General features: G+C 37.1%; 24 protein-coding genes and 1 pseudogene. 14 read left to right on the top strand and 11 right to left on the bottom strand.

Annotated elements, in window-relative coordinates:
• Positions 1-11 precede the first annotated feature (11 nt).
• Positions 12-3212: a SusC/RagA family TonB-linked outer membrane protein gene (locus GQF63_RS17540; RefSeq protein WP_160370551.1), complete on the bottom strand. Its 3201-nt coding sequence runs from the start codon at positions 3210-3212 to the stop codon at positions 12-14.
• 1251 nt (positions 3213-4463) lie between these two features.
• On the opposite strand from GQF63_RS17540, the gene GQF63_RS17535 reads away from it, so the two are divergent.
• Together GQF63_RS17535 and GQF63_RS19990 are read left to right on the top strand one after the other, a co-directional pair.
• A complete protein-coding gene (locus GQF63_RS17535) occupies positions 4464-5558 on the top strand; it encodes a sulfatase-like hydrolase/transferase (protein ID WP_160370550.1) in 1095 nt (364 codons plus the stop codon).
• 119 nt (positions 5559-5677) lie between these two features.
• Positions 5678-5797: pseudogene (locus tag GQF63_RS19990) on the top strand (helix-turn-helix domain-containing protein); the annotation flags it as partial.
• Between the two features lie 248 nt (positions 5798-6045).
• On the opposite strand, the gene GQF63_RS19985 reads toward GQF63_RS19990, so the two are convergent.
• Entirely contained in the window at positions 6046-6282 is a 237-nt protein-coding gene (locus GQF63_RS19985) for an acyltransferase family protein (RefSeq protein WP_160370549.1), read from the bottom strand.
• Between the two features lie 159 nt (positions 6283-6441).
• On the opposite strand from GQF63_RS19985, the gene GQF63_RS17520 reads away from it, so the two are divergent.
• From GQF63_RS17520 to tnpC, 4 genes are read left to right on the top strand one after another with little or no spacing between them, the layout of a single operon-like run.
• Positions 6442-6822 carry a DUF4372 domain-containing protein gene (locus tag GQF63_RS17520; RefSeq protein WP_160370548.1) on the top strand — a complete coding sequence of 127 codons (381 nt, stop codon included), beginning with the start codon at positions 6442-6444 and terminating at the stop codon, positions 6820-6822.
• 31 nt (positions 6823-6853) lie between these two features.
• Positions 6854-7138: an IS66 family insertion sequence element accessory protein TnpA gene (gene tnpA / locus GQF63_RS19980; protein ID WP_425500402.1), complete on the top strand. Its 285-nt coding sequence runs from the start codon at positions 6854-6856 to the stop codon at positions 7136-7138.
• 1 nt (position 7139) lies between these two features.
• Positions 7140-7478, top strand: coding sequence for an IS66 family insertion sequence element accessory protein TnpB (gene tnpB, locus GQF63_RS17510; protein WP_343031050.1), 339 nt, complete (start codon positions 7140-7142; stop codon positions 7476-7478).
• Positions 7479-7527: 49 nt separating this feature from the next.
• On the top strand, positions 7528-9042 hold the full coding sequence (gene tnpC, locus GQF63_RS17505; RefSeq protein ID WP_160370545.1) for an IS66 family transposase: 1515 nt from the start codon (positions 7528-7530) through the stop codon (positions 9040-9042).
• A 366-nt stretch (positions 9043-9408) separates the two neighbouring features.
• On the opposite strand, the gene GQF63_RS17500 is transcribed toward tnpC, so the two are convergent.
• A complete protein-coding gene (locus tag GQF63_RS17500; RefSeq protein WP_212592637.1) occupies positions 9409-11091 on the bottom strand; it encodes a hypothetical protein in 1683 nt (560 codons plus the stop codon).
• Positions 11092-11548: 457 nt separating this feature from the next.
• On the opposite strand from GQF63_RS17500, the gene GQF63_RS17495 reads away from it, so the two are divergent.
• The 5 genes from GQF63_RS17495 (at position 11549) to mobC (ending at position 17106) form a co-directional block, all read left to right on the top strand.
• Entirely contained in the window at positions 11549-12055 is a 507-nt protein-coding gene (locus tag GQF63_RS17495) for an RNA polymerase sigma factor (RefSeq protein WP_160370543.1), read from the top strand.
• A 690-nt stretch (positions 12056-12745) separates the two neighbouring features.
• Positions 12746-13648: a toprim domain-containing protein gene (locus GQF63_RS17490; RefSeq protein WP_160370542.1), complete on the top strand. Its 903-nt coding sequence runs from the start codon at positions 12746-12748 to the stop codon at positions 13646-13648.
• A 13-nt stretch (positions 13649-13661) separates the two neighbouring features.
• Positions 13662-14021 (top strand): plasmid mobilization protein, encoded by a 360-nt coding sequence (locus tag GQF63_RS17485; RefSeq protein WP_160370541.1) that lies wholly within the window; start codon positions 13662-13664, stop codon positions 14019-14021.
• Positions 13997-15118, top strand: a complete 1122-nt coding sequence (locus GQF63_RS17480; protein ID WP_212592636.1) for a relaxase/mobilization nuclease domain-containing protein — start codon at positions 13997-13999, stop codon at positions 15116-15118. The genes GQF63_RS17485 and GQF63_RS17480 overlap by 25 nt, the downstream gene beginning before the upstream one ends.
• A 2-nt stretch (positions 15119-15120) precedes the next feature.
• Positions 15121-17106 (top strand): conjugal transfer protein MobC, encoded by a 1986-nt coding sequence (gene mobC / locus GQF63_RS17475; RefSeq protein ID WP_160370539.1) that lies wholly within the window; start codon positions 15121-15123, stop codon positions 17104-17106.
• Positions 17107-17636: 530 nt separating this feature from the next.
• On the opposite strand, the gene GQF63_RS17470 is transcribed toward mobC, so the two are convergent.
• From GQF63_RS17470 to GQF63_RS17455, 4 genes are all read right to left on the bottom strand, one after another.
• Entirely contained in the window at positions 17637-18896 is a 1260-nt protein-coding gene (locus GQF63_RS17470) for a type II toxin-antitoxin system HipA family toxin (protein ID WP_160370538.1), read from the bottom strand.
• A gap of 1 nt (position 18897) precedes the next feature.
• The gene (locus GQF63_RS17465; RefSeq protein ID WP_160370537.1) at positions 18898-19179 is read right to left on the bottom strand and encodes a helix-turn-helix domain-containing protein; all 282 of its coding nucleotides are present in this window, start codon (positions 19177-19179) and stop codon (positions 18898-18900) included.
• Positions 19180-19614: 435 nt separating this feature from the next.
• Positions 19615-19767, bottom strand: a complete 153-nt coding sequence (locus tag GQF63_RS19975; RefSeq protein ID WP_160370536.1) for a helix-turn-helix domain-containing protein — start codon at positions 19765-19767, stop codon at positions 19615-19617.
• 467 nt (positions 19768-20234) lie between these two features.
• Positions 20235-20597 carry a hypothetical protein gene (locus GQF63_RS17455; RefSeq protein ID WP_160370535.1) on the bottom strand — a complete coding sequence of 121 codons (363 nt, stop codon included), beginning with the start codon at positions 20595-20597 and terminating at the stop codon, positions 20235-20237.
• A 390-nt stretch (positions 20598-20987) separates the two neighbouring features.
• On the opposite strand from GQF63_RS17455, the gene GQF63_RS19730 reads away from it, so the two are divergent.
• Both GQF63_RS19730 and GQF63_RS19900 read left to right on the top strand, forming a co-directional pair.
• Positions 20988-21347 (top strand): hypothetical protein, encoded by a 360-nt coding sequence (locus GQF63_RS19730; protein WP_212592635.1) that lies wholly within the window; start codon positions 20988-20990, stop codon positions 21345-21347.
• Between the two features lie 345 nt (positions 21348-21692).
• The gene (locus GQF63_RS19900; RefSeq protein ID WP_281346850.1) at positions 21693-21815 is read left to right on the top strand and encodes a hypothetical protein; all 123 of its coding nucleotides are present in this window, start codon (positions 21693-21695) and stop codon (positions 21813-21815) included.
• Positions 21816-22474: 659 nt separating this feature from the next.
• On the opposite strand, the gene GQF63_RS17450 is transcribed toward GQF63_RS19900, so the two are convergent.
• Positions 22475-22795 carry a hypothetical protein gene (locus GQF63_RS17450; protein WP_160370534.1) on the bottom strand — a complete coding sequence of 107 codons (321 nt, stop codon included), beginning with the start codon at positions 22793-22795 and terminating at the stop codon, positions 22475-22477.
• Between the two features lie 118 nt (positions 22796-22913).
• Positions 22914-23102, bottom strand: a complete 189-nt coding sequence (locus GQF63_RS17445; RefSeq protein WP_160370533.1) for a hypothetical protein — start codon at positions 23100-23102, stop codon at positions 22914-22916.
• 186 nt (positions 23103-23288) lie between these two features.
• On the opposite strand from GQF63_RS17445, the gene GQF63_RS17440 reads away from it, so the two are divergent.
• On the top strand, positions 23289-23546 hold the full coding sequence (locus GQF63_RS17440) for a hypothetical protein (protein WP_160370532.1): 258 nt from the start codon (positions 23289-23291) through the stop codon (positions 23544-23546).
• A gap of 302 nt (positions 23547-23848) precedes the next feature.
• Here the strand turns inward: GQF63_RS17440 and GQF63_RS17435 are convergent, their stop codons facing one another.
• Both GQF63_RS17435 and GQF63_RS17430 read right to left on the bottom strand, forming a co-directional pair.
• A complete protein-coding gene (locus tag GQF63_RS17435) occupies positions 23849-24040 on the bottom strand; it encodes a hypothetical protein (protein ID WP_160370531.1) in 192 nt (63 codons plus the stop codon).
• Positions 24041-24069: 29 nt separating this feature from the next.
• Positions 24070-24312: a hypothetical protein gene (locus GQF63_RS17430; RefSeq protein ID WP_160370530.1), complete on the bottom strand. Its 243-nt coding sequence runs from the start codon at positions 24310-24312 to the stop codon at positions 24070-24072.
• Positions 24313-24778 lie beyond the last annotated feature (466 nt).

Raw genomic sequence — 24778 nt, 5'->3', positions numbered from 1 at the left:
TTTCAATCGATTTAAAAGGTTAAATTAAGGCCGACATTAAACACGCGTTGTAAAGGGTATCCTAATCCATTCCCGGCCATTTCGACATCCCAAAGCTTAAACTTGCTAAACAATAGCAGGTTAGATCCATTTACATAGAGGCGTAAATTTGAGGCCTTAATACGATCAATTGTTTTTTTAGGGAAGGTGTAACCGAGTTCGACCTGTTTCAATCTCAAGAAATTACCGTTTCGCATATACCAGGTACTTGTCTGACTATTATTGACATTTAAAGTATTGCTTAAGCGGGGTAATGTTGCATAGATATCTCTATTATCTTCCGACCAATAGCTATCAGCGTAAGCTTTCAAGAGCTGATTCATGAATAGTCTTCCTGATGATGACTCGGTTGAATTATAATAGTAGGATACAAAAGGCGCTGTCGCTGCGGGGTCAATCCAAAAGGACTCATTTGCAGATCCTTGAAAAAATGCAGATACGTCAACCTTTTTATAGCTGAGGGAGAATCCGAATCCATAGATAATTTCTGGGACTGTAGGATTTCCAATTGGCACCCTATCGGCTTCATTAATCTTGCCATCTCTATTGACATCTGTATATTTAATATCTCCGCCACCATAAATACCAAATTCTTGTCTTGGAGCATTTTGGGCTTCTTCGTCATCAATAAATAATCGCTCAGCGATATAACCGTAGGTTTGGTTTAACGAAGTTCCAACTCGGGATCTCCAGGCCTCAGGATATACGGGTTCTTCATACACGGAGTACTGACTTGTCGCGTAGGTGAAATTTGCCCTAACGGATGCCCATAAATCTTTTGACCAGGCCTGCTGGTAATCCAGGGACATGTCAAGTCCGCGGCCAAGTGCTTCACCAACATTAGACTTTGTTGAACTAGAGAGTCCCATTGTATTTGGGATGCTCGCTCTATTCATTAATATATTATCTCTTTTTTCGTTGAAGTATTCAACAATTAAATTGGCTTTATTAAACATGTTGAGTTCCATGGCCACATTTTGCTTTGTTGCTCGCTCCCAGGTGATATTTGGATTCGCGTACCTAGTCACCACTACGCCATTTTTTACTTCGTTAAGATCCTGTCCAAACCTTGCTGCGCGGGTTGCATCATTCATGGAGACATTGGATAAATAGAAAAACCGATCGCTGACATCGCCAATTTGATCATTTCCTACCAGCCCATAGGTATATCTGAATCTTAGCTTACTAATAATATTCCGGTAGGGTTCAAAGAACTTTTCATTGGAAACACTCCATGCTATACCTGCTGAGGGGAAAAATCCAAAGCGGTTTCTGGCATCAAAACGCTCCGAACCATTATACCCAAAATTAAACTCCGCGAAATAGCGTCTATCATAAGCATAGGTCGCTCTACCTGAAAGTCCCATATTTCGAGATGGCAAGGACTGGAGTAGGTCTCCGGCATTAGCATTCAGGCTTTCTCTAGCGGTAGCAACAAGTAGTCCGCCGACATTATGTTTTTCCTTAAATGTTCGATTATAGTTCAATGCTGACTCAAAATAAAACATAGAATTCAGGGTTTTGGGCCCTTCAGTAAACCCTAAATATTCTGTTCCATTTTGGTTCATACGATCAATTTTATAGGTGTTGGCAATAAAATCGTAGGATCCTACTTCATAATAAAAAGGATTATATGCTCTTGTATAATAAAAGTTTGACAGTCGGGTCAAATTTAGTAGTCCTCTCACCGAGAGGCCTTCAGTAATGGAGCTCAGGTCTTGCTTGAGTTCCAATTGGGCCAACATTTGCGATCTGCTTTGGTCTTTGTATCCTCTAACCAAATCAGCATATGGGTTGACATATCTATTATTAAGATCATAATTCCCGAACATAATATGTTCAACATATTGATGGTCTTCATCTACAGGATAATACGCCGGAAACAATACGGGATTAGACCGCATCACTTTGCGATATAGGTCCTGGCCACCTTCAATAGGACCTTTATAGTCATCAAAGTTTCCGCTCAAGCGTACAATTAGCTCTGTACTTTTGGTTAAATTGATATTCACATTTGCACGCAGTGAATAACTTTTTAAATCGATGTTACTATTAAAATTATTGCGTTCATCTACATTTAATATCCCATTATCCTGTGTAAAGGCACCAGCAACATAGTACCTTGCCACTCCTCCACCGCCACTTACATTCAAATTATACCTTTGGTTATTGGTATACTCTTTAAACAGCATCTTTCTCCAATCATTTGCAGGGTATACTAATGGATTCACATTGTTTTTTGTGTTTTCAATTTTCTCTTCAAGATATGGTAGGGTGGCTAGTGGATTTCTTGTGAGAGTTGCCTCGTTAGCCATTTTCATATAGGTAATTGGATCTGCAAGTTCAACATTGCTTGTAGGTGCTGACATGGAGTTCTCCGCACGCATTGATATTTTAGCTTTACCTTCTTTACCTTGTTTTGTAATTACCAGAATCACTCCATTTGCACCTCGAGCACCGTAAAGTGCCGTAGCTGTAGCGTCTTTCATTACGGAAAAAGATTCAATATCATCTGGCTGCAGCCTAGCGAGATCCGTTGTAGTGAGTTCAATACCATCGATTAGAATCAGGGGGCGGGTATTATTTCCGAATGTTGTAATCCCGCGAACAAAAAAGTCAGCATTATCCGCGCCAGGCTCTCCACTTCTTTGGTATGCGATTACTCCAGCAACGCGACCAGCTAGAGACTGTGTTAAATTGCTGGAGGGAATTTTGAGGTCTTTGGGGCTAACTGTAGTAATCGATCCAATGACACTTTCCTTTTTCTGCGTACCGAAGGCTACCACTGCAACCTCTTCCAAGGCATTTTGGGCGTCTTCAATTAGTTTGACCTGCAGAATGCTATCTGTTCCAACAATGATTTCTTTTGTAACATAACCGACAGAAGAAAAAACCAGCACTTCACTGTCGTCATTAATTTGTATTTCAAATTTACCGTCTTTATCCGATACTGCACCTCTCGTAGAGCCTTTAACTCGTATACTTACTCCTGCTACGATTTTTCCAGACTCATCATAAATAGTTCCTGTTACTATGCGTTGAATTGAATTGGCAGTCAGGGTCTTTTTAGTTTCGTTGATATTAAATACGACTCGATTTTGACCATCATCTGCATAAATTAAGGTACCCTTATACAGCAATATGTATGCGAGAAGCATAATTTTTTTTTTCATAATATAGGTAGGTTTAATAGTGTTACTTTTTATCCAATGATTTTAAAAACGGATAACACCAGCAACATCAATGCTTAATTGTTAATTTAAATAACTACGGGGAAATTAATTAAACAGCTCGGTTCGGCATTTATAACAGTCATCAAGGAAATGATATAGTCATGCACTTTCTTATTGATTACGAAAATATTTTTCTTAGGTTTAATTTAATTTAGGCGTAAACAATTGATCTTGTTTATTTCATAATTCTCCTTTCTTTTTTTTTATTAAAAATAATATTGGTTATTTCGCATTAACCAGGAAGTACGCCGACTTTCAACAATGCGTTTATATATACTAAAATAAGATTGTTACAAGTAAAAAAAAGCACTAAATTTTAACTAATCAATAATTTAAAACATCAAAAAAACTTTAAAAAAAATTATATTTCATTACATATCAACTACATATGTTTTATTTTTTTTCCAAAACCAATAAGTGCTTTTAGAAAAAAATCACATGGGGTTTCAACCTACCTCACTTCCTGGGGCACATATTACATCAATTAAAAATGATAGTTTGATTAAGATAGAGATATTCTTAATTGGGTTATTTAGAAATGTTTGCGATAAAAGTCAGTGAATTGCTTTCCTTCCAATATCAAGCTTGAAGAGAAGCATTACCATTAGAGGCAATTAGTAATTGTAAAATTTCCATGTAGGTAATCTTGGTAATGCAGAACCAAACTTAATGTAATAAGGAGGTTTCTCTAGGCTATTTATACCCACTGATGGTATATAGTTTAAGGAGATTTATGTTTTATGTATATATGTATGTATTGAAATATTTTATCAGGGAGGTACATCTTTAGTCAGAGGTAAATCTCAGGAAATATTCTGAAGTGTGTGCGGCCAATTCCGCAATAATCTAAGGAATTAACTGATTTTCAAATAATATACATAAGATGTGGGTATTCTTCTAGAAAATTTGCCCATGCTAAACAGGTTCAAGCTGATTAGTAATCCGACCAAAGTATTACCATATAATCCACAGTAATTTACTGGACAAGCAGGTAATTTCCGCATAATGAAATACATTTTTGTTTACTAAATCACTTATTGATCATATCAAATTTGCCACCCATAATACGCATAAAAAGATAACAGTTATTTTTTCAGAGGCTTGGAGAATTCAATTTAGCTGAATCCTTTTAATAAATACAGTTTCATTTCAGTACTGTCCTAAATAAATATTTTGTTCTGCTTTTTGACTATGTCTGCCCAGAGCAAGAAACCAAACATTCTGATCATTTGGGGTGATGACGTAGGGATGTGGAATATTAGTGCCTACCATCGCGGGATGATGGGTGGTAGCACACCGGATATCGACAAATTGGCGAAGAAGGGAATGATCTTTATGGATCACTACGCTCAAGCTTCCTGTACCGCTGGACGTGCGGCTTTCATTACGGGACAGTATCCCATTCGTGTAGGACTCTCCACCGTTGGCTTACCTGGCTCACCGATAGGGCTTCAGAAAGAAGATCCAACCTTAGCGAATATGCTAAAAGCTAGGGGTTATGCAACAGGACAATTTGGAAAAAACCATCTTGGTGACCTTGATAAACACTTGCCTACAGCCCATTGTTTTGATGAGTTCTTCGGTATCCTTTACCATTTAAATGCTGGAGAACACGACGAAGAGTATGACTTTCAAAAAGATTCAGAAGTTGCGAAAAACTTTGCTCAACGTGGAGTTATTCACTCATGGGCGAACGACAATGGATCTCAAAAAATTGAGGACAAAGGTTCTTTTGGAAGTGAGCGTCAAAAAAACCTGGAGTGGGAAATTCTAGCCGAATCCAAGCGTTTTATAAAGGATGCAGTTAAAGAAAATAAGCCATTCTTTGTGTGGCACAACACTACTAGAACGCACTATAGATCTAATTTGAGTGAAAAATATATGGGGAAAACTGGATATGGTATTTATGCAGATGCCATGGCTGAAATGGACGATGTTGTCGGAGAACTCATTAGTCTTGTTGAAGAATTGGGGATTGCAGATAACACCATGATTATGTTTGCGACTGATAACGGTGCTGCTTCAAACAGTTGGCCTGACGGAGGAAACCAGCCATTCAGGGGAGAGAAAGGTGTCGGAGGTTTTGAAGGAGGGTTCCGTGTTCCTGTCTTAGTTTCTTGGCCAGGTGTTATCCCTGAAGGAACAACTACAGGAGAATTTATGACCATGGAAGACTGGATGCCAACAATTATGGCACAACTTGGGGATGTGGATCTAAAGGACAAATTATTGAAAGGGTATAAAATTGGAGATTTCGGCAATATTGACCACCTGATTTCGGATTAAGCTGACCACCTGTTCCGGTGGAAATTGACCAGGTCATTTCGGATTAAACTGACCACCCCTGGAGCTAGTTACGAGCTGTATCGTTCGCCGTATTTTTGGAGTAAAAAGATCCAACAAATATGGCCAACAGCACGATCAGCATGAACAAGATAAGACAGATATTACGACTTTTTGATCAAGGGCGGAGCAAGCAGTCCATAGCGGTACAGACCGGCGTATCGCGTAACACGGCCAAGAAATACCTTTCGGCCTTTATCAGCAGCGGCTTCAGTTATGAAGAGGTGAATTTGCTGGGAGACCGGGAACTGGAAGACCTTTTCGGCAAGAGCAACGAACCTCAGCCCGATAGCCGCCTACAGGCACTTCAAAAGCGTTTTCCGCAGATGGATAAGGAACTGAAGCGGACGGGTGTTACGCGCAAAATACTGTGGGAGAGCCATTTGAAAGACCACCCCGATGGCCTGCAATACACTCAGTTCTGTTTTTATTACAACCAATGGAAAGCCCGGGTCAATCCGGTGATGCACATAGACCACAAAGCCGGCGATAAGCCACCTTGCTCAATAGATTTAGTGAAAATACTTGTAACGAAGCATCCCGATATTACAAAGAAAAAATCCACACAAATAAAACCTGCAGGCAGAAAATTGGAATATAAATGAAATATTAACACGAAAAGAATTGCAATGGCTCGCAATCCATCAATTTCAGGTTTGTATTTCATAGTAAAATATGAAGTACTAAGGTTTATTTTTAACTATTATGATATTTAACAAAAAAAATAGGAGTTAATATCAGTAGCGTCCTAAACGAGGGGAAAAATGGCGGTGGATTTATACAGCAGGGAATGCTATATTTAATTCGCCAAAATTGATCCATCGCCATGGTAAATATAAACGTATTCTCTCAGATTTTGGGACTCGTAGATCGGAACATTTTCAAAAAATTGGTTCACGAACATCAATCTGATAAACATCACAAGGGCATCAACAGTTGGACGCATTTTGTGAGCATGCTATTCTGCCATCTCTCTTCGGCAGATTCGGTTCGTGACATTTCTAATGGACTCCGCAGCACTACTGGCAACATGAACCATATGGGTATCTCCAGAACGCCGAGCAAGTCCAACCTTTCCTATATGAATGCTCATCGCGATCACGGTCTTTTCAGGGATCTGTATTATAAGCTTTTGGATCACCTATGGCAACAGCATACTCATAAAAGGCCGGAATTGCGGTATCCGGCCTATCAAGTACATATTTAAATAACGTTTTTTAGGTTCTACATTTGCTTGCATGAATTTATCAATAAGTAAACGCGAGCGGATGCTTTCCTTAGTGGATCAGTGGCGCAGAAGTGGTCAGACACGGAAGGACTTTTGTTTATCTCATGGGCTCAAGGTATGCACTTTGGGTTATTGGATCAAACGTAATGATGAACAGAATAGCGACCCTGGGTTCAAGGAAGTTCTACTGGCTCCACAGCCTTCAGGGCGTATTGAAATTGTATATCCGAATGGAGTTAAAATCAATGCCGGTGGAGATCTTAATATGATTTCCAGACTTATCCATCTTTACTAAGGTGTTTTCACTAGGATCTTCTCATCGTTTCTATCTCTATGATGGTTTCTGCGACATGCGGAAATCATTTGATGGCCTCTGTGGACTGGTCAGCTCTGCTATGAAACGGCAAGCTACCAGCGGAGAAGTGTTCGTGTTTTTGAACCGTAGCCGTACGCATATGAAGCTACTGCACTGGGAAAAAGGGGGCTTTGTGTTATACTATAAACGTTTGGAAAGCGGAACTTTTGTAGCACCCCATGTAAAAAACGGAGAGTTGTCCTGGAGTGATCTGGTACTCATGGTTGAAGGGATACAGGTTGTAAAAAGCATCCGGAAAAAGCGTTTTTCTCTGCTTTAAAAACAGCTTTTAAATAGGAATAAAGCAGCCTTTTTCGTATATTTACACTATGGAAACAGCGCTGGAAAATCTCTCAAAGGAAGACCTTATCAAGGTTATTTCCGGTCGTGATGAAATGATCCGGTCACTATCAAAAGACTCCTCATCTAAAGATGAAAAGATAGATTATCTGGAATCACAGCTTGCCATGTACAAACGCATGCAGTTCGGCCAGAAGCGCGAGCGCTTTGAAGGAGATCCCAACCAGACGATGCTTCCATTCCAGGCAGAGCCTGCAGAAGTGGAGCTGCAGCAGGAAATAATCAAGGAGAAAATCGAATATACCCGTAAACGTCCGAATCATAAAGGACGTGCAAAATTGCCCGCCCACCTACCTGTAGAGGAAATTGAGATCTACCCGGAAGGGGATCTGTCTGAAATGGTATGCATCGGTAAAGAAATTACTGATGAACTGGAGTGTGAGCCTGCCAAGTTCTACATCAAACGTTATATCCGTTATAAATACGCAGCAAAGGATGGCTCCAATGTATCCATCGCCGAACTTCCAGAACGAGTAATCGACAAAGGAATCCCGGGACCAAGCCTACTAGCCATGATCCTAGCCGATAAGTATCTCGATCATCTCCCATTATATCGTCAAAAACAACGCTTCGCCAGGGAAAAAATACAAATTCCCTCATCAACCATCGAAGGATGGACGAAACAGGCACTGGAAAAACTGGAGCCGTTATATGAACAGCTCATCTTCGACACCAAATCCAAAGGCTACCTGCAGGTTGACGAAACACCGATAAAAGTACTGGATAGCGACAAAAAAGGCGCTACCCATCAAGGCTATTATTGGGTCTACCATGCTCCGTTGGACGGAACCGTGCTGTTTGATTATAGTCCTACGCGCGGCGGTATAGCTGCTGTACCTATGTTGGGGAACTTCAAAGGATATCTGCAGACGGACGGCTATGCCGTGTACGAAAAGTATGGTAAAAAGAAAGAAGTCATACACTTGGCCTGCTGGGCACATGCGCGGCGTGAGTTTGAAAAAGCACTGGACAACGATAAAGAAAGAGCGGAAAAAGCGTTGTTAATGATCCAACAACTTTATGCATTGGAACGCAATGCAAAAGATGACGCACTTTCCGCTGAACGAATCAAGGAACTACGGCTAGAAGTATCCTTACCTATTATCAATGAAATGGGAAAATGGATCTTTGAAGAGATAAAAAATATACTACCCAAAAGTCAGATCGGTAAAGCGATGGGCTATGCTTACGCAAGATGGGATTCACTATCTGCATATTTATATGATGGAAGTCTACAGATCGATAACAATCTCATCGAAAACGCCATACGCCCTATTGCACTAGGCCGCAAGACCTACCTCTTTGCCGGAAGTCATGAGGCAGCCCAGCGTGCAGCAATGATATACTCTTTCTTTGCTATATGTAAAAAGCATGAGGTTAATCCTTTTCAGTGGCTGAAAAACACAGTGCGAAGCATATCACCCATAAACCACAAGAACCTGAAGGACCTGTACCCACAAAACTATAAACGAATTATCGCTTAATCAAACATGTAGTTTATAGGGCGGATACCCCTGCTGTATAAATCCACCGCCATTTTTTCCCTCGTTTAGGACGCTACTGATTTAATAAAAAATAATGTAAAGAAGTCGGTTAAGATGTACTAAAGCTTGATCCGAACTTTATTGAGACGTATCCCACATATATCTAAGGGTAAGGGTTCAATGATGCTTAGTCTATAGGAAGATTTGCAGTTACTTTAATTCGACTAATCAGTTAATATTAGTTACTGCTCACAAAATTATATGGTTAATAATTCCCGATATATCCAATTATTTCTATTCCTGTATGGGTGCAAAGCTATATAGTCTTTACCGATAATATATAAGTAACTATAGAACCTTTTCCCATTAATCAGGCAGTAGTTTAGGATTGGTTCCCGTACATTGAATTATGCCTTCCAGAAGGCTTTTCCATATAACTTTAAAAAATGGGTGATTTGGATTTCGATTATAGTCCACTTTGCCAATATGATATTTACCGTTGGCATCGGGGTTACTGTCATTAATAAAGAAAGTATTTGCAATAAATGAAAGTATCTTTTTCTTACCAGAGCCGGCATTGGGGGATTTTAGCATTTCAATTTTTAGATGGTTATAATCAAATGTGAATTTTCCCCAATTCTTCAAATCTGTTCCGTGCATATCAAATAATATCTTTTCAACCTTTCCGTTAATTAGGCGAAAATTAAGAAGTGGTTCTAAAATTCTGTTGAATTCCTTTACATTCATAGCAGAAAGGGACCCTTTATATGAATAAATACCCGCGGGGTTAAGCATATCGAAAGTAAATAGTGCATTCAATTTTCCTTTTCCATAAACGTCCCCCGTCAAATTTGCCGTCATATTTTTATTAGAATTCAAAACCGTCGAATCATTAGAAACATTATTGATTGTACCCTTAATATTTTTGAAATCGATTTTTCCCTCCCTAAAATATTTTTCGCTAAATTGTGCATAACTTAAATCTATTGCTTTAACTTTAGTATTTCTAATTGAAAATTTGAACGGAATTTTCATCAGCTGTTGAGCAGGCGATTGGCCAATTTTATTTACATTATCTTTTTGATAACGTTTATCTTTTGCCAGATCAAATTTTCCTCCTATCACTTGGGCACTATCGGCCTGGAATAGTCGAGTTTTGAACAGCTTATTGAAATTAACCCCTGTGATACTTGTGGAATCTATGGACAACTTTATCATAGGTTTATTTTTCATATCTTTTTTCGCAAAGGTTTGCAGACTTAGAGTTGGATCCATTTTTAAATTTGAGAGGGTCAACTTTTTGTCTTCAGAACTCAACTTCAAATTTTTTAAACTAATCAGGTAAGGAGAGTCTGCCAAATTGGTTTCAAATTCTGGAATATATAATGAAATATTTTTTGAATATAATACCCGCGTACTATCATCCCCGGAATTCTCATCTAGCAAGAATTTTTCAACTTTTATATCAAAATTTTCAACAGTTTGCATATTGGAGTTTTTATTGTTCACCTCGACAAACTTCACTCTAATTCCCTTAGCATTTAATACTCCTAATTCAATAGAGTTGAATTGTGCTTTAATCAAATTATAAGGATTGCTATCGGCCTTCCTACCATCATTATAAGGACGAGTTCTATGGGTTATTTCAGTACTTAAGGAATCAACATCAATAGCACCAATATTAATTTTTCTATAAAGTAGAATCCTCCAAAAACTGATTCCACTTATTGTAAGAGCATCCGCTTTGGCATCATATATAATATTTGGTGCTTTTTTAGCGTAATCCAACTGCCTATATATAGAACTATCATTTCGCAGATGTAATTCTTTAATTTTAATAATACCGGCGGGAATGTTTAAAGATAAATCGCTATAAGTAATGTGATATAATCCCTTTGAAGATCTTGCAATACCCTCCTTTAGTTTTTTATCTATTATTGGATTTAACAAATTGGATAAAAAAAACGAACAAATAATGACCAAAAGAATCAACGCGACAAAAATGCCACCTAAAATTTTCAAACTTTTTCGTTGATTGATTTTATCCATATTTAGGTAACAGATTTTCAAATGAATTTGTTTCATTTCAAAGGATAGGATTAATTTAAATGAATTAATCATCACTTTTTTTATAGTTAACTCTCCTTACCGTATATTTTGAATAAATTTTCCTATCGTTTATTTATTGACAAATAATTCAATTTTTCTTTTGTTCACTTTGCATCCTTTTTTTGATTATCAAAACTTTATGTTGTATTCGGTTTTTCTTTAAAGTACTTAATTACTATTATTCGTTGAATATTTTGTCTCATTTTATAATCAATGTAGCAAGTCCTTTAGATTCCCATCTTTTGGCATGCCGCTTGCTTATAATCATGTAATTACAACCATATAACTAGTAGACGAGCTTTAAGCGCGAGGCATATTGTTAGTCTAATCAATTAAATCAGTCTTTGGCCAGAGACATTTTCGAATTAATTATAGCAACAACTTAAACTTTTACAAAATGAGTAATGATTTTTTCAAAAATGAGGTGCTGGTTCATTCCACCGCCCTGATGCAGTATGCCTATAAATTTACCAAGAATGAGGAAGATGCCGAAGATTTAGTACAAAACACTTTAGTAAAGGTTTTTCGAAATCGTACTAAATTTCAAAATGGCACCAATATCTTGGGCTGGGTATATACTATTATGCGTAATACCTTTATCAATGAATGTCGCAGAAATAGTCTGCTTCAAAAATTTGCAACTCACAACAAATCCACTCAAGAGCTTGGCACCTATTCTGTTTCAAATAATGGCGAGAGAATTTTTGTAAAATCTGAGATTGAAGTAGCTCTTAACAGTTTACCTGAAAAGTATTACCAAGCGTTTATGATGTACTTTGAAGGTTATAAATATCATGAGATTGCTGAATATTTGAATATACCTGAAGGCACTGTAAAAACTAGAATTCACATGGCTAGAAAAACTTTACAAAAGAAGCTTAAAGGATATAAATACTTTAATTAAGTCTTACTTACCGTGTTATTCGGTAAAATCGTTATTGATTTTACTTAACAAACAAATCTACAGTGGGTCTAAAGCAATCTTTGGGCGTAAACTTTAAATAGATATAGGTCCCTTTCGGTCCTATATCTATTTAAGAATAACCGGTTTATTATACTTCTTTCTAAAGATTATTCTTAAGATATTTTTGAAGAAAGTTATACATAAATCAATAGCCTATTTATTTTATAATTGTGTTATTAACCTCACCCTCGGTATTGCTAAACAGTGATATCTTTACATGCCTACACGGAAAAAAGAAGAAAAAGCTCTATTCTTATTAGTTGTAGATTTACGCACATATTTAGCATTAATGTTATATTCAAAAACAGATTTTCAATCCCTATATCTAAATATCTCTTCCTCTCATCTTATTATATATAATTATTAATCCTTTGGCCTAACACTACGGATTATTGCATTTCACAAGGAATTTTCTCTTCATTTTTTTATTTGATAACTGGGTTCAATAATCAAGCAGATAAAAATTGAGAGGCAGGATACCTTAAAGGTTTAATTATTATTTATTGGTAGGACAGGTCATTCCTTTAAAATGTCCACCTCTACCCTTTTTTGACGAGGTATTCTTTGGGTGAATGTGATTATCTAATTTAGGTGGGGTCAGAAATAGCTTAAAGGTTAAAATTTGCAGGTATGGCATTTAGAAAACTTAAACTAGAACTGAACCAAGTCAAAGAAATAGACATGGTGAGTTATCTTTCTAGTATTGGCCATGAGCCAAAGATAATCCGTGGTGTGAACTTTTGGTATTTGTCACCTTTACGAAAAGAAACTAAGGCTTCATTTAAAGTTAACAGAACTTTGAACAGATGGTATGATTTTGGTTTAGGTGAAGGTGGGTCCATCATTGATTTTGCGATGCGATATAATCAATTCACTATTGGGCAGTTTTTACATTCACTTCAAGAGTCCCCTCATTATCCGCGCGCAGCTGAGCCAAAGTTGACCAGAGATTTAGAGAACCCAATTAAAATTTTAGAAAGCCGACCTCTTGGTCATGATGCGCTACTGAATTACCTTCAAGAAAGGCGTATATCGCTAAATATTGCGGATCAATATCTGAAGGAATTGCATTTTGAAATTAACAAAAAAACATATTTTGGCTTAGGATTTCCAAATAAATCAGGTGGATATGAAATTCGGAACAGCTTCATGAAATTAGGCACCTCACCTAAGGACATATCTATTTTAATTCACAATAATCAAAAAGCAGCAATTTTCGAGGGATTTATGGATTTCCTAACCTTTCGAACTCTCAACCCTGACTTAGATGAAAGCAAGCTCGATTACATCATACTCAACTCTGTTTCTTTATTTCACCGTACCCAATCCTTAGTGGATTTCCATCAAAATGTAGCCCTTTATTTTGATAACGACCAAGCGGGAAGAAGTTTGACCCAAACTGTTCTCTCTAGTGGAGAAAAGTATACAGACGAAAGCTCCCTGTACAATAATTATAAGGATCTAAATGAATGGGCCTGTTCTATTGGCCAATCTAAAAAAATATCGCAGGGGTCACTAAGAATCAAATTTTAAAAACATAAAAGTCATGAAAAAGGCTAGAAAAAAGGAAATCCGCTCTGTGAGCATCCGCATTCGGCTGACAGAAGAAGAATATTCTTCCCTGGCTGAGAAGCAGCGCTTAACTACTTGCCCGTCCTTGTCTTATTATATCCGGCAAATGATTTTCCGACGGCGCATCATAAAAACTGTCAGAAACCTATCTCAGGACTCCGTTTTGGAGGAACTTTCAAAAATCCAGCGTGAATTAGAAAGAATAGGACTTTATCGCCAAGAATTTTGGGACTTTAAAGGTCCAGAAACTGAGGTTCTAAAAAACTTATTAATAAAACTGAATGACCTTATAAAGCAATCATTGAAGCCATGTACGCACGAATTGAACAAGTAAGGCAGATGAGCTCACTCCTCCACTACAATGAAAGAAAAGTCTTGTTGGAGAAAGCAGAACTTATAGACTGCTGTAATTTTCCACTGACCTTGAGAGACCTCCATCCTTCACTTTACAAAAACTATATAAAGAGTAGAGATGCTCTTAACTTGAGTTCGCAAGTAAAAAGCCTCCATGTGATGCTATCGTTCTCTTCTAACGAAGAACTTGGTTCCTTCGAGCGCCAAAGGGCAATATCTCGTGAATATATGCACCTCATAGGTTTTGGGAAACAGCCATATCTGACCTACCGACATTTTGATACTGCTATCCCCCATCTACATATTGTTTCTACGACTATAAAAGCTAACGGCCAAAGGATAGACACTAGTAATCTATTAATTCTCCATTCTCTTCCAGCTGTAGACCTTTTGGTAAAGAAGTATCAGTTGGGCCAGTCCTCATCACGGAATGATTTGACCAAATTTGATCGAAATAGACCAAAAAAACTGCAATACGGCAGCTCATCTACAAAGCAGGGAATGGAACATGTTGTCCGATTTGCCAAGCAACAATATTGTTTTACCACTTTTGAGGAATGGAATGCTATTCTTTCATCGTATGGTCTTCGAGCCTTTCGTTTAGAGAATAAGGGTACGAACTTGCCCGGCTTACTTTATTTTCTAATTGATATACAAAAGAAAAATATAGGTACAGGCATACTGGCAAGTAGGCTTAAAACGAAACCTACATTTAAAAATCTTGAATTACTCTATAAAATGAATTCTTTCAGGGTAGTAAAGAAAAGCAGCTCCATGCGAGCTCAATTGAAACTTATATTACTCAATTCCAATTTTTCGGGAAATAAAATGAAGCAGGAGTTATGGAGAAATGGGATAAGCATCCATCCAGGAAGTGATAGTTCAAGTGATAATAATGTTATTTTCTTAGATCATGTGAATAATTGTGCAATTAGTGCATTTTCTTTGGGCCTTGAGAAAACCCATTACCACGACATTGCTCTTGCAATGCGTCAGTTAATATCGGTAGAAAGCAGAAAAGGTTCCTTTGCATTACCTGATATCAAGAAACAAAACAGCTATAGAAAACAATTTTAACTATGAACACTGGAGAAAATATCGAGGCTCTTAGGAAAATCAGTGATTTGTGCCGTGTATTAGCTTTTACTCTTTTGATTCTTCATATTCTTTTTTTACTTGAAGGGGCCTTACAATTCCGCGTTTTTGATTCTCCTTTTGTTAATAGACTTCTGCAAACCTTATTACACACTACTGTATTCCGCACCTATCACTTATCCAAGTTGATGGCTCTTGTGTTTTTGTTATTATCTTTAATAGGTACAAAAGGAAAAAAAGAGAAAAAGTTTAAAACTACTCCAGCCCTTATTTGCGGCCTTGTGGGCTTATTTCTATACTTTCTCAACTCTATAATATGGGTAATAGCTATTCCACATTTAGTACAATTCGTCACATACGCGTCAACCTGTTTTTTAGGATTTCTCCTGATCATTAGAGGCTTTGCCCATATTAGCCGTGTAATAGGCCAGAATCTTTTAGAAAAGGACATTTTTAACAGAAAGAATCAAACCTTTCCTCAACAGGAAGAGCTCCTTTCTAATGAGTACTCTATAAATTTGCCCTGCATTTATCAATTAAAAGGGAAGTACCGAAAAAGTTGGATTAATATCATTAATCCATTTCGGGCATTATTGGTATTAGGAAGTCCGGGATCCGGTAAATCCTATTTTGTAATACGGCATGTTATATCTCAGCATATAAAGAAAGGGTTCAGTATGTTTGTTTATGATTTCAAATATGACGATCTAACCCGGATCGCTTATCATCATTGGAGGATTTCTAAGCAGCAGGGAAATTCAAATAGTCGATTTTTTTGCATCAATTTCGATGACCTACGACGAACAAATCGCTGCAATCCTTTAGAACCTTCTGCAATGAGTGACATATCTGATGCCGCAGAGTCAGCAAGAACAATCCTTTTAGGATTAAATAGAGATTGGATAAAAAGGCAGGGGGACTTCTTCATCGAATCTTCGATCAATTTACTGACCGCTGTTATTTGGTATCTACGCAAATACCAGGACGGTGAGTTCTGTACGTTACCACATGTTATTGAATTGATGCAGCAAGACTATGATAAGTTATTTTCGCTCCTGCGGTCAAACAAAGAGATTGAAGTGCTTATTAATCCGTTCGTAAATGCTTACATGAACAATGTAATGGAACAACTCGAAGGGCAGGTGGCGTCAGCAAAAATTGCGCTCGCAAGGATTTCTTCGCCTCAATTATACTTTGTATTGTCTGGAAATGATTTTGACCTGGACATAAACAATCCTGAGGACCCCAAAATCGTTTGTATGGGTAATAATCCTCAAAAGATACAAATTTATGGGGCGGTTCTTTCTTTATTCGTTAATCGTCTGATCAAGCAAGTGAATCGTAAGGGTATGCAAAAATGCAGCTTAGTGTTCGACGAATTCCCTACCATTTACCTAAATAATATCGACAGTTTAATTGCCACCGCTAGGAGTAACAAGGTAGCTACTTGTTTGGGAGTCCAGGACATCAGTCAATTAAGAAAAGATTACGGCCGAGACCTAGCGGATGTTATTATGAACATCGTTGGAAACATCATTAGTGGTCAAGTTTCCGGAGAAACAGCAAGGCAATTATCGGAAAGAATTGGTAAAATCATGCAAGATAGGGAAAGCCTATCTGTTAACGATTCAGGAACTTCAGTAAGTTATTCACAGCAATTAGAAATGGCCATTCCCGCCTCAACAATTTCTGGACTTTCCTCAGGAGAATTTGTCGGAGTAGTAGCTGATGATCCGTTGACGCCTATCGAATTAAAATGTTTCAATGCTAAGATTCTCAATGATCATAGTGCCCTTCAATCAGAGGAATCCTCTTATAAACCTTTACAGATAATCAACAATATTGACGAATCCTTCATAATAGAAAACTATCTACAGATAAAAAAAGAAGTATTGGAGATCACCTTCGCTGAAATCGACCGCCTTCTCTCGGATCCTGAATTACAACACCTGGTTCTTAGGAAAGACTAATAAATAAAAATTTTCTCATATTTAATTAGTACCGGAATCGTGCCATAAATATTTTATTGAAAATTCTGTTGTTATTATTATCATAAAAGAATACCAAAAGATAAAGACAAAAGTTATCTATTTCAGAACATTCGGGAGCAGCTCATAACCATAACATGCCACTTGAGAGAAAAAGAATGGCAGTTGATTAAAGATTTTTTTTCAGGATTTCATGGACTACAACTAATGGATTATCGTACGTATGAAAAGAATAGCGAAATCTTCAAACGGCGAACTCTTTGATATTCCGAAATGATTCTTGAGAAATATACAGGAATTTCAAAAGATGGCAAGGAATTTTCTATTTCCCAAATACAGTTTACAAAGATAGTTTGAAGAAAATACCAACAGAAAAAATAGGGGTAGCTGTAATCACACATTGCGTTAAAGAAAATAAAGTTTTACTTTCTTCATTTCACTGACTATAAAAGGCGTTTGGTAGTCAGTAAACCCGAAAAAACCACTAGTTTAGCTGATAATTTCTATAAAACCTAACCTATTTCTGCTCGAAATGCAGACCTCATTAACTCTTGTTCAGCTCTTGAAATACCTATTTCTTTCGCTAAAAATTCCCAATCTTTTACAACGGTCAATACTTCAGCTATAATACTGTCCATTTGACGATCATTCAACCGAAAATATTCACCTACACTTTTTGCTAGCTCAAAATCCAAAGCATTATTGTGCATATCGATATTCAGTGCTAATCCATCCTTGTCAATAGAGGGATTGAGGTCGTAGGCTGGTGACAGCTGCCAACCTTCATCATTCAAAATAAATCCATGATTACGAAGATGGTCATCTGTATTAGATACAGCTATATAGAACGCAATCCTACGCCACAATTGAGCCAAATTTTCATCAACACGACAACCATTATCTTGAATAAATTCAACGATATCCAAGTAACTTGCTGGATTATCTTTGATTGTATATTCGTTGTTTTTTGTCATAGTCATAGCCGATGAAAAATGAATTCGATCTGTTCCGACCCTATCAAATCGTTTAGTAAAGAAAGTATGATATTGACCATTAACTTTTTCCATGCGACATTCCGCCATTTCCACACCAGCATTGATAGCTAGCTTATAGGTTAAAAACTCCCATGCAGCTTTATCTATTGTATCATTTTTTGAAGGGAACTTTGCTATCCATAATTCATTGTTTTCATCCAGAATATTAGCTTTTGGTCTAGCACCTCCTAAAGATGAACCTGGAGCAATGAGCAATTTTAACCATTTATTAATAGCTTCATTTTCATCATCGTTTTCATAATGAACGACGGCTTGCTGGAACTCACGAACCGTTGACCATGGCGGTGTTGATTTCTCCGTGTCATTATCCAAAAAATCACCATCAGGATCAAGCTTCAAACGAAAGGCCCCCATTCGGGTTTCATCATAAACACCTAAAAGAAAATCGATATCATATAAGGTTTTGGCTTTCTTTTCATTTACCTTAGCAAGTTGAACTTCTCTACGCTTCATCAATGTACGTCCCCATGTATCAGGCATACTATCCAGAAAAATACCAAAATTTTCTTTATTATTTGGGAATTGTTGTCCCGGGTAAAATTGAATATCAGGATCAATTAAGCGTTGTTCCTTTCTCTTTAACCACTCTTTATCATACACAAAACTAAAGGCTTTACGACCTTGAGCTTGATGAGCTGAAAAAACCCCTACCAATGTTGGCTGTAATAAACCTATCCAATCCGCATAGACGTATATATCTGTTTTATTTACCGCCATCTTACAACAAATCTAAATCCTGAAGTTTACGCCCGAAAACATCGTCTGCTGCTAATTTTAAAAAATCATCTTGTAGACTTAAGACACGTAATACGTTGAAATATGCTCCCATAGCCACACTTGAATCACCCTTTTCTATCAAATACAAAGTAGATCGTGCTATACCTGCGCGCTCTGCTACTTGCACAGCAGTCAAGTTACGGCGTTTACGTGCAAGTTTGATATTCTCGCCCATCTGTTCCAATATAACTTTAAACTTGGGTAATACAGGTTGCTTTCTCATTTAAATGTTCGCTATTTCAAACAAAAATAATCATTTTGTTTGAAATAACGAACAAATATAAAAAGTAAACAAACTTCTTACAAAATCCACTTTGCAATTCTTTCACGTACCAAAATCTTTAATTGTTTTTGCTTATTTGTTGTGGTGATCATATTATAAAAACCAAAGTCTACCTAAGTTTGACTACCTTAAGGAGGCTCTTCAACCATCTGAAAATCACGAGCAGGACTCACTTTAGGAATTAAATTCCGCCCGAATAGCCTGCACAAAGTTTTATTTCGTTTTGGCAGTAGCAGATGGAAAGTCAGAGTGTTGTTCTTTAACCCAATCAAACATTTGTGCAGCAGAAGAATCGTGGTATAGCTCCAGTTTTTCCCGTACAATATCTCGAAAGCGATTAAGAAGTTTTTACTTAGAAATAGGCTGTTATAGTTCTTATTGGTAACTTCGGTCGTCTTTGGATAAGAGCTTTTTTATCGTACTCCAATTCAACCCTAATTGTTCTGAAATTTTGCGTATCGAATTACCTTCTCGATACATTTTGTGAACCTCATGATAGGTCCTAAGTTTATTTAAATAATAGTTCATAATTAATTTGTCTTATTGCTACGACAAAGCTTGTTTTTTCTTCTGGAACTCTATGTTCCAAAAGATGAACTATGTATTGATTTCGTCGGCTTTCATAACCAGATTTCCGTTACAGTCAAATGCCGACAAATCCATCTTTCGTTCGTCACCGTATACTTTCTGAAATTACTCTCCCCAGTCGTTCTTGAAAACTTCCTCTTCTTTGTTGTTGCTCAACCCTCCCTGGAAAGATGAGGCACTGCGAAAATCATCGACTTTTGTAGTCGTGATTGCAGTTGCCCGTACAACGTTACCCGAGGGGAACCTTCTGAAGACATGATTCCGAACTGCGTACTCGAGTTACTACCTCCAACATTTTGGGTAGGGCTATAGGCAGATGGTACAGCAGTTTTAAGTCTAGCTCTCTCGCTCAACCCGTCTTCAAGCTGTTTGAGCTGATTTTTAAAATCTCTTATCAAGTCAGGATATCAGGCATTTATGAACGCCCTTTGTGTATGCTCTCTTAAATGCGCATTACTGCTAACCTCTAAGCTTGGAGCATCCGGCAAGGAACCTAGAGCATTTTTACAGGCTTGTAAACGTTTTTCACATGCATTGATTGCATTTTTGCGGTGATCAATTTCTGTTTTTATACGAGAATCCGTCCATTCATCGTTATGGGCTAGATTAAACGGTATACCGCCCATCGCCCTACTGTCGTCAATTAACTTTTTATATATTGCTTCTTCCGCTACGTTGAACTCTTTAATGTTCTTTTGTGCACGCACATGCACAGTAAGCAAACACATTATCCCAATGATGCCCACCATAATTTTAGCAACTTTTTTCATATTCCAATAGATTAATACCTACAAAAAAGCTAATCCAACAAAGCATGTGGATAAATACCTAGCGCTAGGTGTTTTGCCTACCTTATCAACCGGTCGCTAATATCCAAAAGGGAATCAACTACTTCATTGAAGTATTTTCATGAAAATGTTCCTTATTTCGGTACCATAGTGGATTGAGACACAAAGTGCATAAAGTCACTAAGCCTGCGAATCACAGAGATCTGATGGAGTACCCATTTATAGATGTGGTCTACACGGCGCATTCTATAATCAAAACTCACTTAATTGAACAATTTTTAGTGAGATTACATCTCTAGAGAACGATCAAGCAGTGTACCTAGTGCCAGTATAAGCCCAATGCCATAATAATCAGATTATCAACCAAGTATAATGCCAACTATATTGTATAATTATTTGCTTTTAATCGGATTCTTTCCGATTTTAATAAAACATTTCAACAATAATGGACTTTCGATTTTAGCCAAACAGTTTAATAATGCCCTGTTTACAAGACAGGTCATGCTGTATATGATTAAAGAATACAAAAGGTCGAATGACAAAATTAGTGAACTTATAAAAAATGGTAATCGGATACTATTAAAAAGAGGGCTATATATTCCCGGCAGAAATATAGATTTAACAGCACCCGAACCCTTTTTAATAGCAAATTATTTATGGGGTCAAGTTATGTATCATTTGAAACTGCTCTTTCCTATTGGAACTTTATACCTGAGCGCGTCTTTGAAATAAGTTCAGTCAAGATGAAACTTTCAAAAAAAATCAAAACGCCTGTTGGAAGGTTTACATACCGGTTTATGCCTTCACCATATTACAGCTTTGGAATAAAAAGTTTAGAAGTGGATATGGACAGTTTGCCCTTGTAGCCTCACCTGAAAAAGCATTATTTGATAAAATAATCAGCACAACAAGACTTACTCTACGAAGCATATCCCTGACATATGATTTTTTAATGGAAGACTTGCGAATGGATCCTGAAGGGCTACAAAAATTCAATATTAAGGAATTAAGCTCATGGATTCCTGATGCGCCAAAAAAAGAGAGTTTAAGAATGCTCATAAAAACCCTTAAAAAATTATGATTAAAGAATGGATTGCTCAATATGATCCCAAAAACACAGAAGATGTATATTCAGCATTAAGGGAAATTATTCAAGAAGTTGATGGTGATAGCTGTAATCAGTATATTTCAAAGATTTGATAATCAGAATAGTTTTCCAAAGCTTAAAAGCTTTTTGAAAAATTAAAACAAAGCACTGGCCTATTAATAAATGTATTGTCCATAATCTAGTTCTTTAAGTTTAACCCAAAGATACAAAACCTTTTCCAACAGATTTGAAGGGGGAGAGAGCAACCGAGAAAGGTATTGTTGTTTAACGGAAAGTAGTATATTTGGGTATGAATCTACAAGTTTTCCGCAAAATAATTATAGCTATCTCAATAATTTGTTTACTGATAGGCCTTTACAATTTGCTTTTTGTTGGTAAAAAATTTAAGGGTATATATGGATTTATTGTAACTTTTTCAGTTTTAATTAGCATAATCATATTAAATATTATTGAGAGAAGATTAAAACGAAGTTAAGTTATTAGAAGTCTAGCCATGCCGTTAGGATTTCTCGTTTTACTTTTGTATCTTCCCTTACAACAAACCAATCTACCCCCATGAATAAATTTCACCCATTCTTTATTATAGGAACAATCGGAATGATCGTTTCCGCTTTACTTCACATGTTTTTTGCACTAGTGTTATCGTTAAACACAACACACTCAACATTCACTGTGCTATATGTAGCTTTCACTGCGTTTATGTTTATCGGAGTAAGGTTATCTGCACTGAAATTGAAACGTTAACTCACTTTTAGGCTTTCTTCTTAAACTCCCCATTATACCCTTCCAGCTTCTTTAGGACCTCCTGTTGCCTTTGATTGGCTATATCGACCCATCTTGCACACAAGCGTACTGCATACATAGGGTTTACGATCTTGAATTCCTTGAAGTTGTTAACCTTGCCGTCCGATTGCACTACCTTATCCCAGTTCTCTTCAAATTCTTCCGGAGTATAGAACCTTTGGTGCCTTTCATGGAATATCCAGCAACCGTTTACCTTCGCTGTTTTAATGAGGGAAACAATGTTACTAGGCGTTTCTTTGTTTCTGGTTACCCATGCTGGTACTGACATGGAACAAAATTACTAATATTTTTAGTAAATTATATGAATAAAAAGCCCCTGGTTAGTGGGGCCTTAAATATTAATCATGTCCTTCTGTTTTTACAATCTTGTTGTAAATACCCAGAAGTCAAAATGGTGCTGCCCATTGACCGATAAAAAGTGCATCTTTATCATCTTTCCATCTAATACATTTAAGGGCTGCTGATACCCCTATTGATAAAAGCGCAGCTCCCAAAAATACCACCGAAGGTATTTTCGCTGTCTGACTCTCAATAGTCTTGCTTACTTTGTCCTCGTTTGCTGTGTCTAGTGCCATAATGAATGTTTTAAGATTGTGTATATTATTAACAAGCAGAATTTCATATTGTTCTAGCTAATCACTTATAATGGAGAATATTCATCGACCCTGATACTTATTAAGATATTTTAAAACCATAAAATTTAGAATTATTAAATGATATTATAATGGAACACAATTATCGACTTCGATTGTTTATCTTATATGAAAAAGATTCCACTAGAAACTATACTGTCAACAGCGAAAGGGTTATTGCGCGATGGAATTGAAACCAATAGGAAAAAGATTACATTTCCCGTTACAATTCAAGGACAACCTTTTTATTCTCCTGATGGGGGTAATAAAGAAATAGAAGGTGAAATGTGGACCATGTACACCGTTGATGGGAAACAATGGCTAATCAAAATTGGCGAGGAAGTTTATAATTTAGGAATATATCCTAATGTTTATTCAGGTGGGTGATATAATTACTACCTTAACAAAGTTGAAATCGTCTCATTCACGATGTAAACTACTAATTCTCAATTAGTACCCACATACTAGATGCTGGTAGGTGGAAGTCCATTTGGAAACATTTGGAAGGGATTTTTCCCGACAAACCCCGCTTTCTAGTTCGGGGTTTGTTTTTAGTTTGTCACCTCACTAAATTAAATACCAACTTATGCATAATGATATTATTAATATAATGATCATCTTTACTTTCCTTTCGCCCCCTTTAAAAACCACCCTAACACCCCCACCATTACAATAAGCAAAGCAATACCTCAACCTATCTTGCTGACGAACACCGCCCATTCATTCGACTTGCTTTCATTGCTGGTTGATGATTGATCCTGATTTCGGTGATGTTCTGCCACAATTGCCACTTGCTTATTCGTGGAATCCTGCTTTTCCTCTTTCCGTTCCTTGGGGGCATCCTTGCGCTCGGTTATCTTTTCTTTTTCCACCTTTTCCACTCGCTCCGGTTTCGTTTCTATTTCGATTGTCAGTGTTTTATTAAGTGTATCGAGAATAGCTTTGACCTGCTGGCCGGCAGAATTTCGAAGGAAGTTACCCCAGGTTTTAAATCTTCCTTTTTTGCTGTAACCTGGATCTTTGTGCCATCGCGGGTTGTTGTGGTAGTAGTTTCTTTTTCGGTGAATAAAGTGACCTTGTCGACCTCCCTTTCCTTGACCACTGCCCCACTGTCATTGTTGAGGAGCCCTGCTGTAATAATTGCTTTATTCATTTTTCCCCGATTTTGATTTTTAATGTTTTTTTATATATATTTATCTGATACTCATATAAGTATTGATATTATTGAGCCTAGCGTAGTAATAGCCGTTAGGCTCATCTTTGAGAAGCATTTTTTCTAATTATATTTATGTGCTATTTGTTAGTTTATCAAGCCCCTGCAGGAAGGGGCTTATTTGTTTCAATACTTATGTTACAGTTTCTCAATTCGATTTGTTAACTTTAATTATCAAATAATTGGTTAATGTCTAAGGGGCCTCCCGGCCAAACTTAGAATTCTGTTTTAAGCCTAGTGAGGAAGACACTAGGCTTTTCTTGTAAGGCCCTACCGTGATTGGGGCTAATCTTTATATAACATCAAATGTCACTGTCATCGTGAACTTTATAACATCCCCAATTGCTACTGTAAAGTTTTCAAGCTTGATGTAGTACTTCGTTTCGGCTGAATTCTCCGCCTGTTC

This window comes from Sphingobacterium humi, assembly GCF_009768885.1.
In the GTDB taxonomy this organism is placed as follows: Bacteria; Bacteroidota; Bacteroidia; order Sphingobacteriales; family Sphingobacteriaceae; genus Sphingobacterium; species Sphingobacterium humi.
This window is presented reverse-complemented; position numbering and strand designations above follow the sequence as displayed.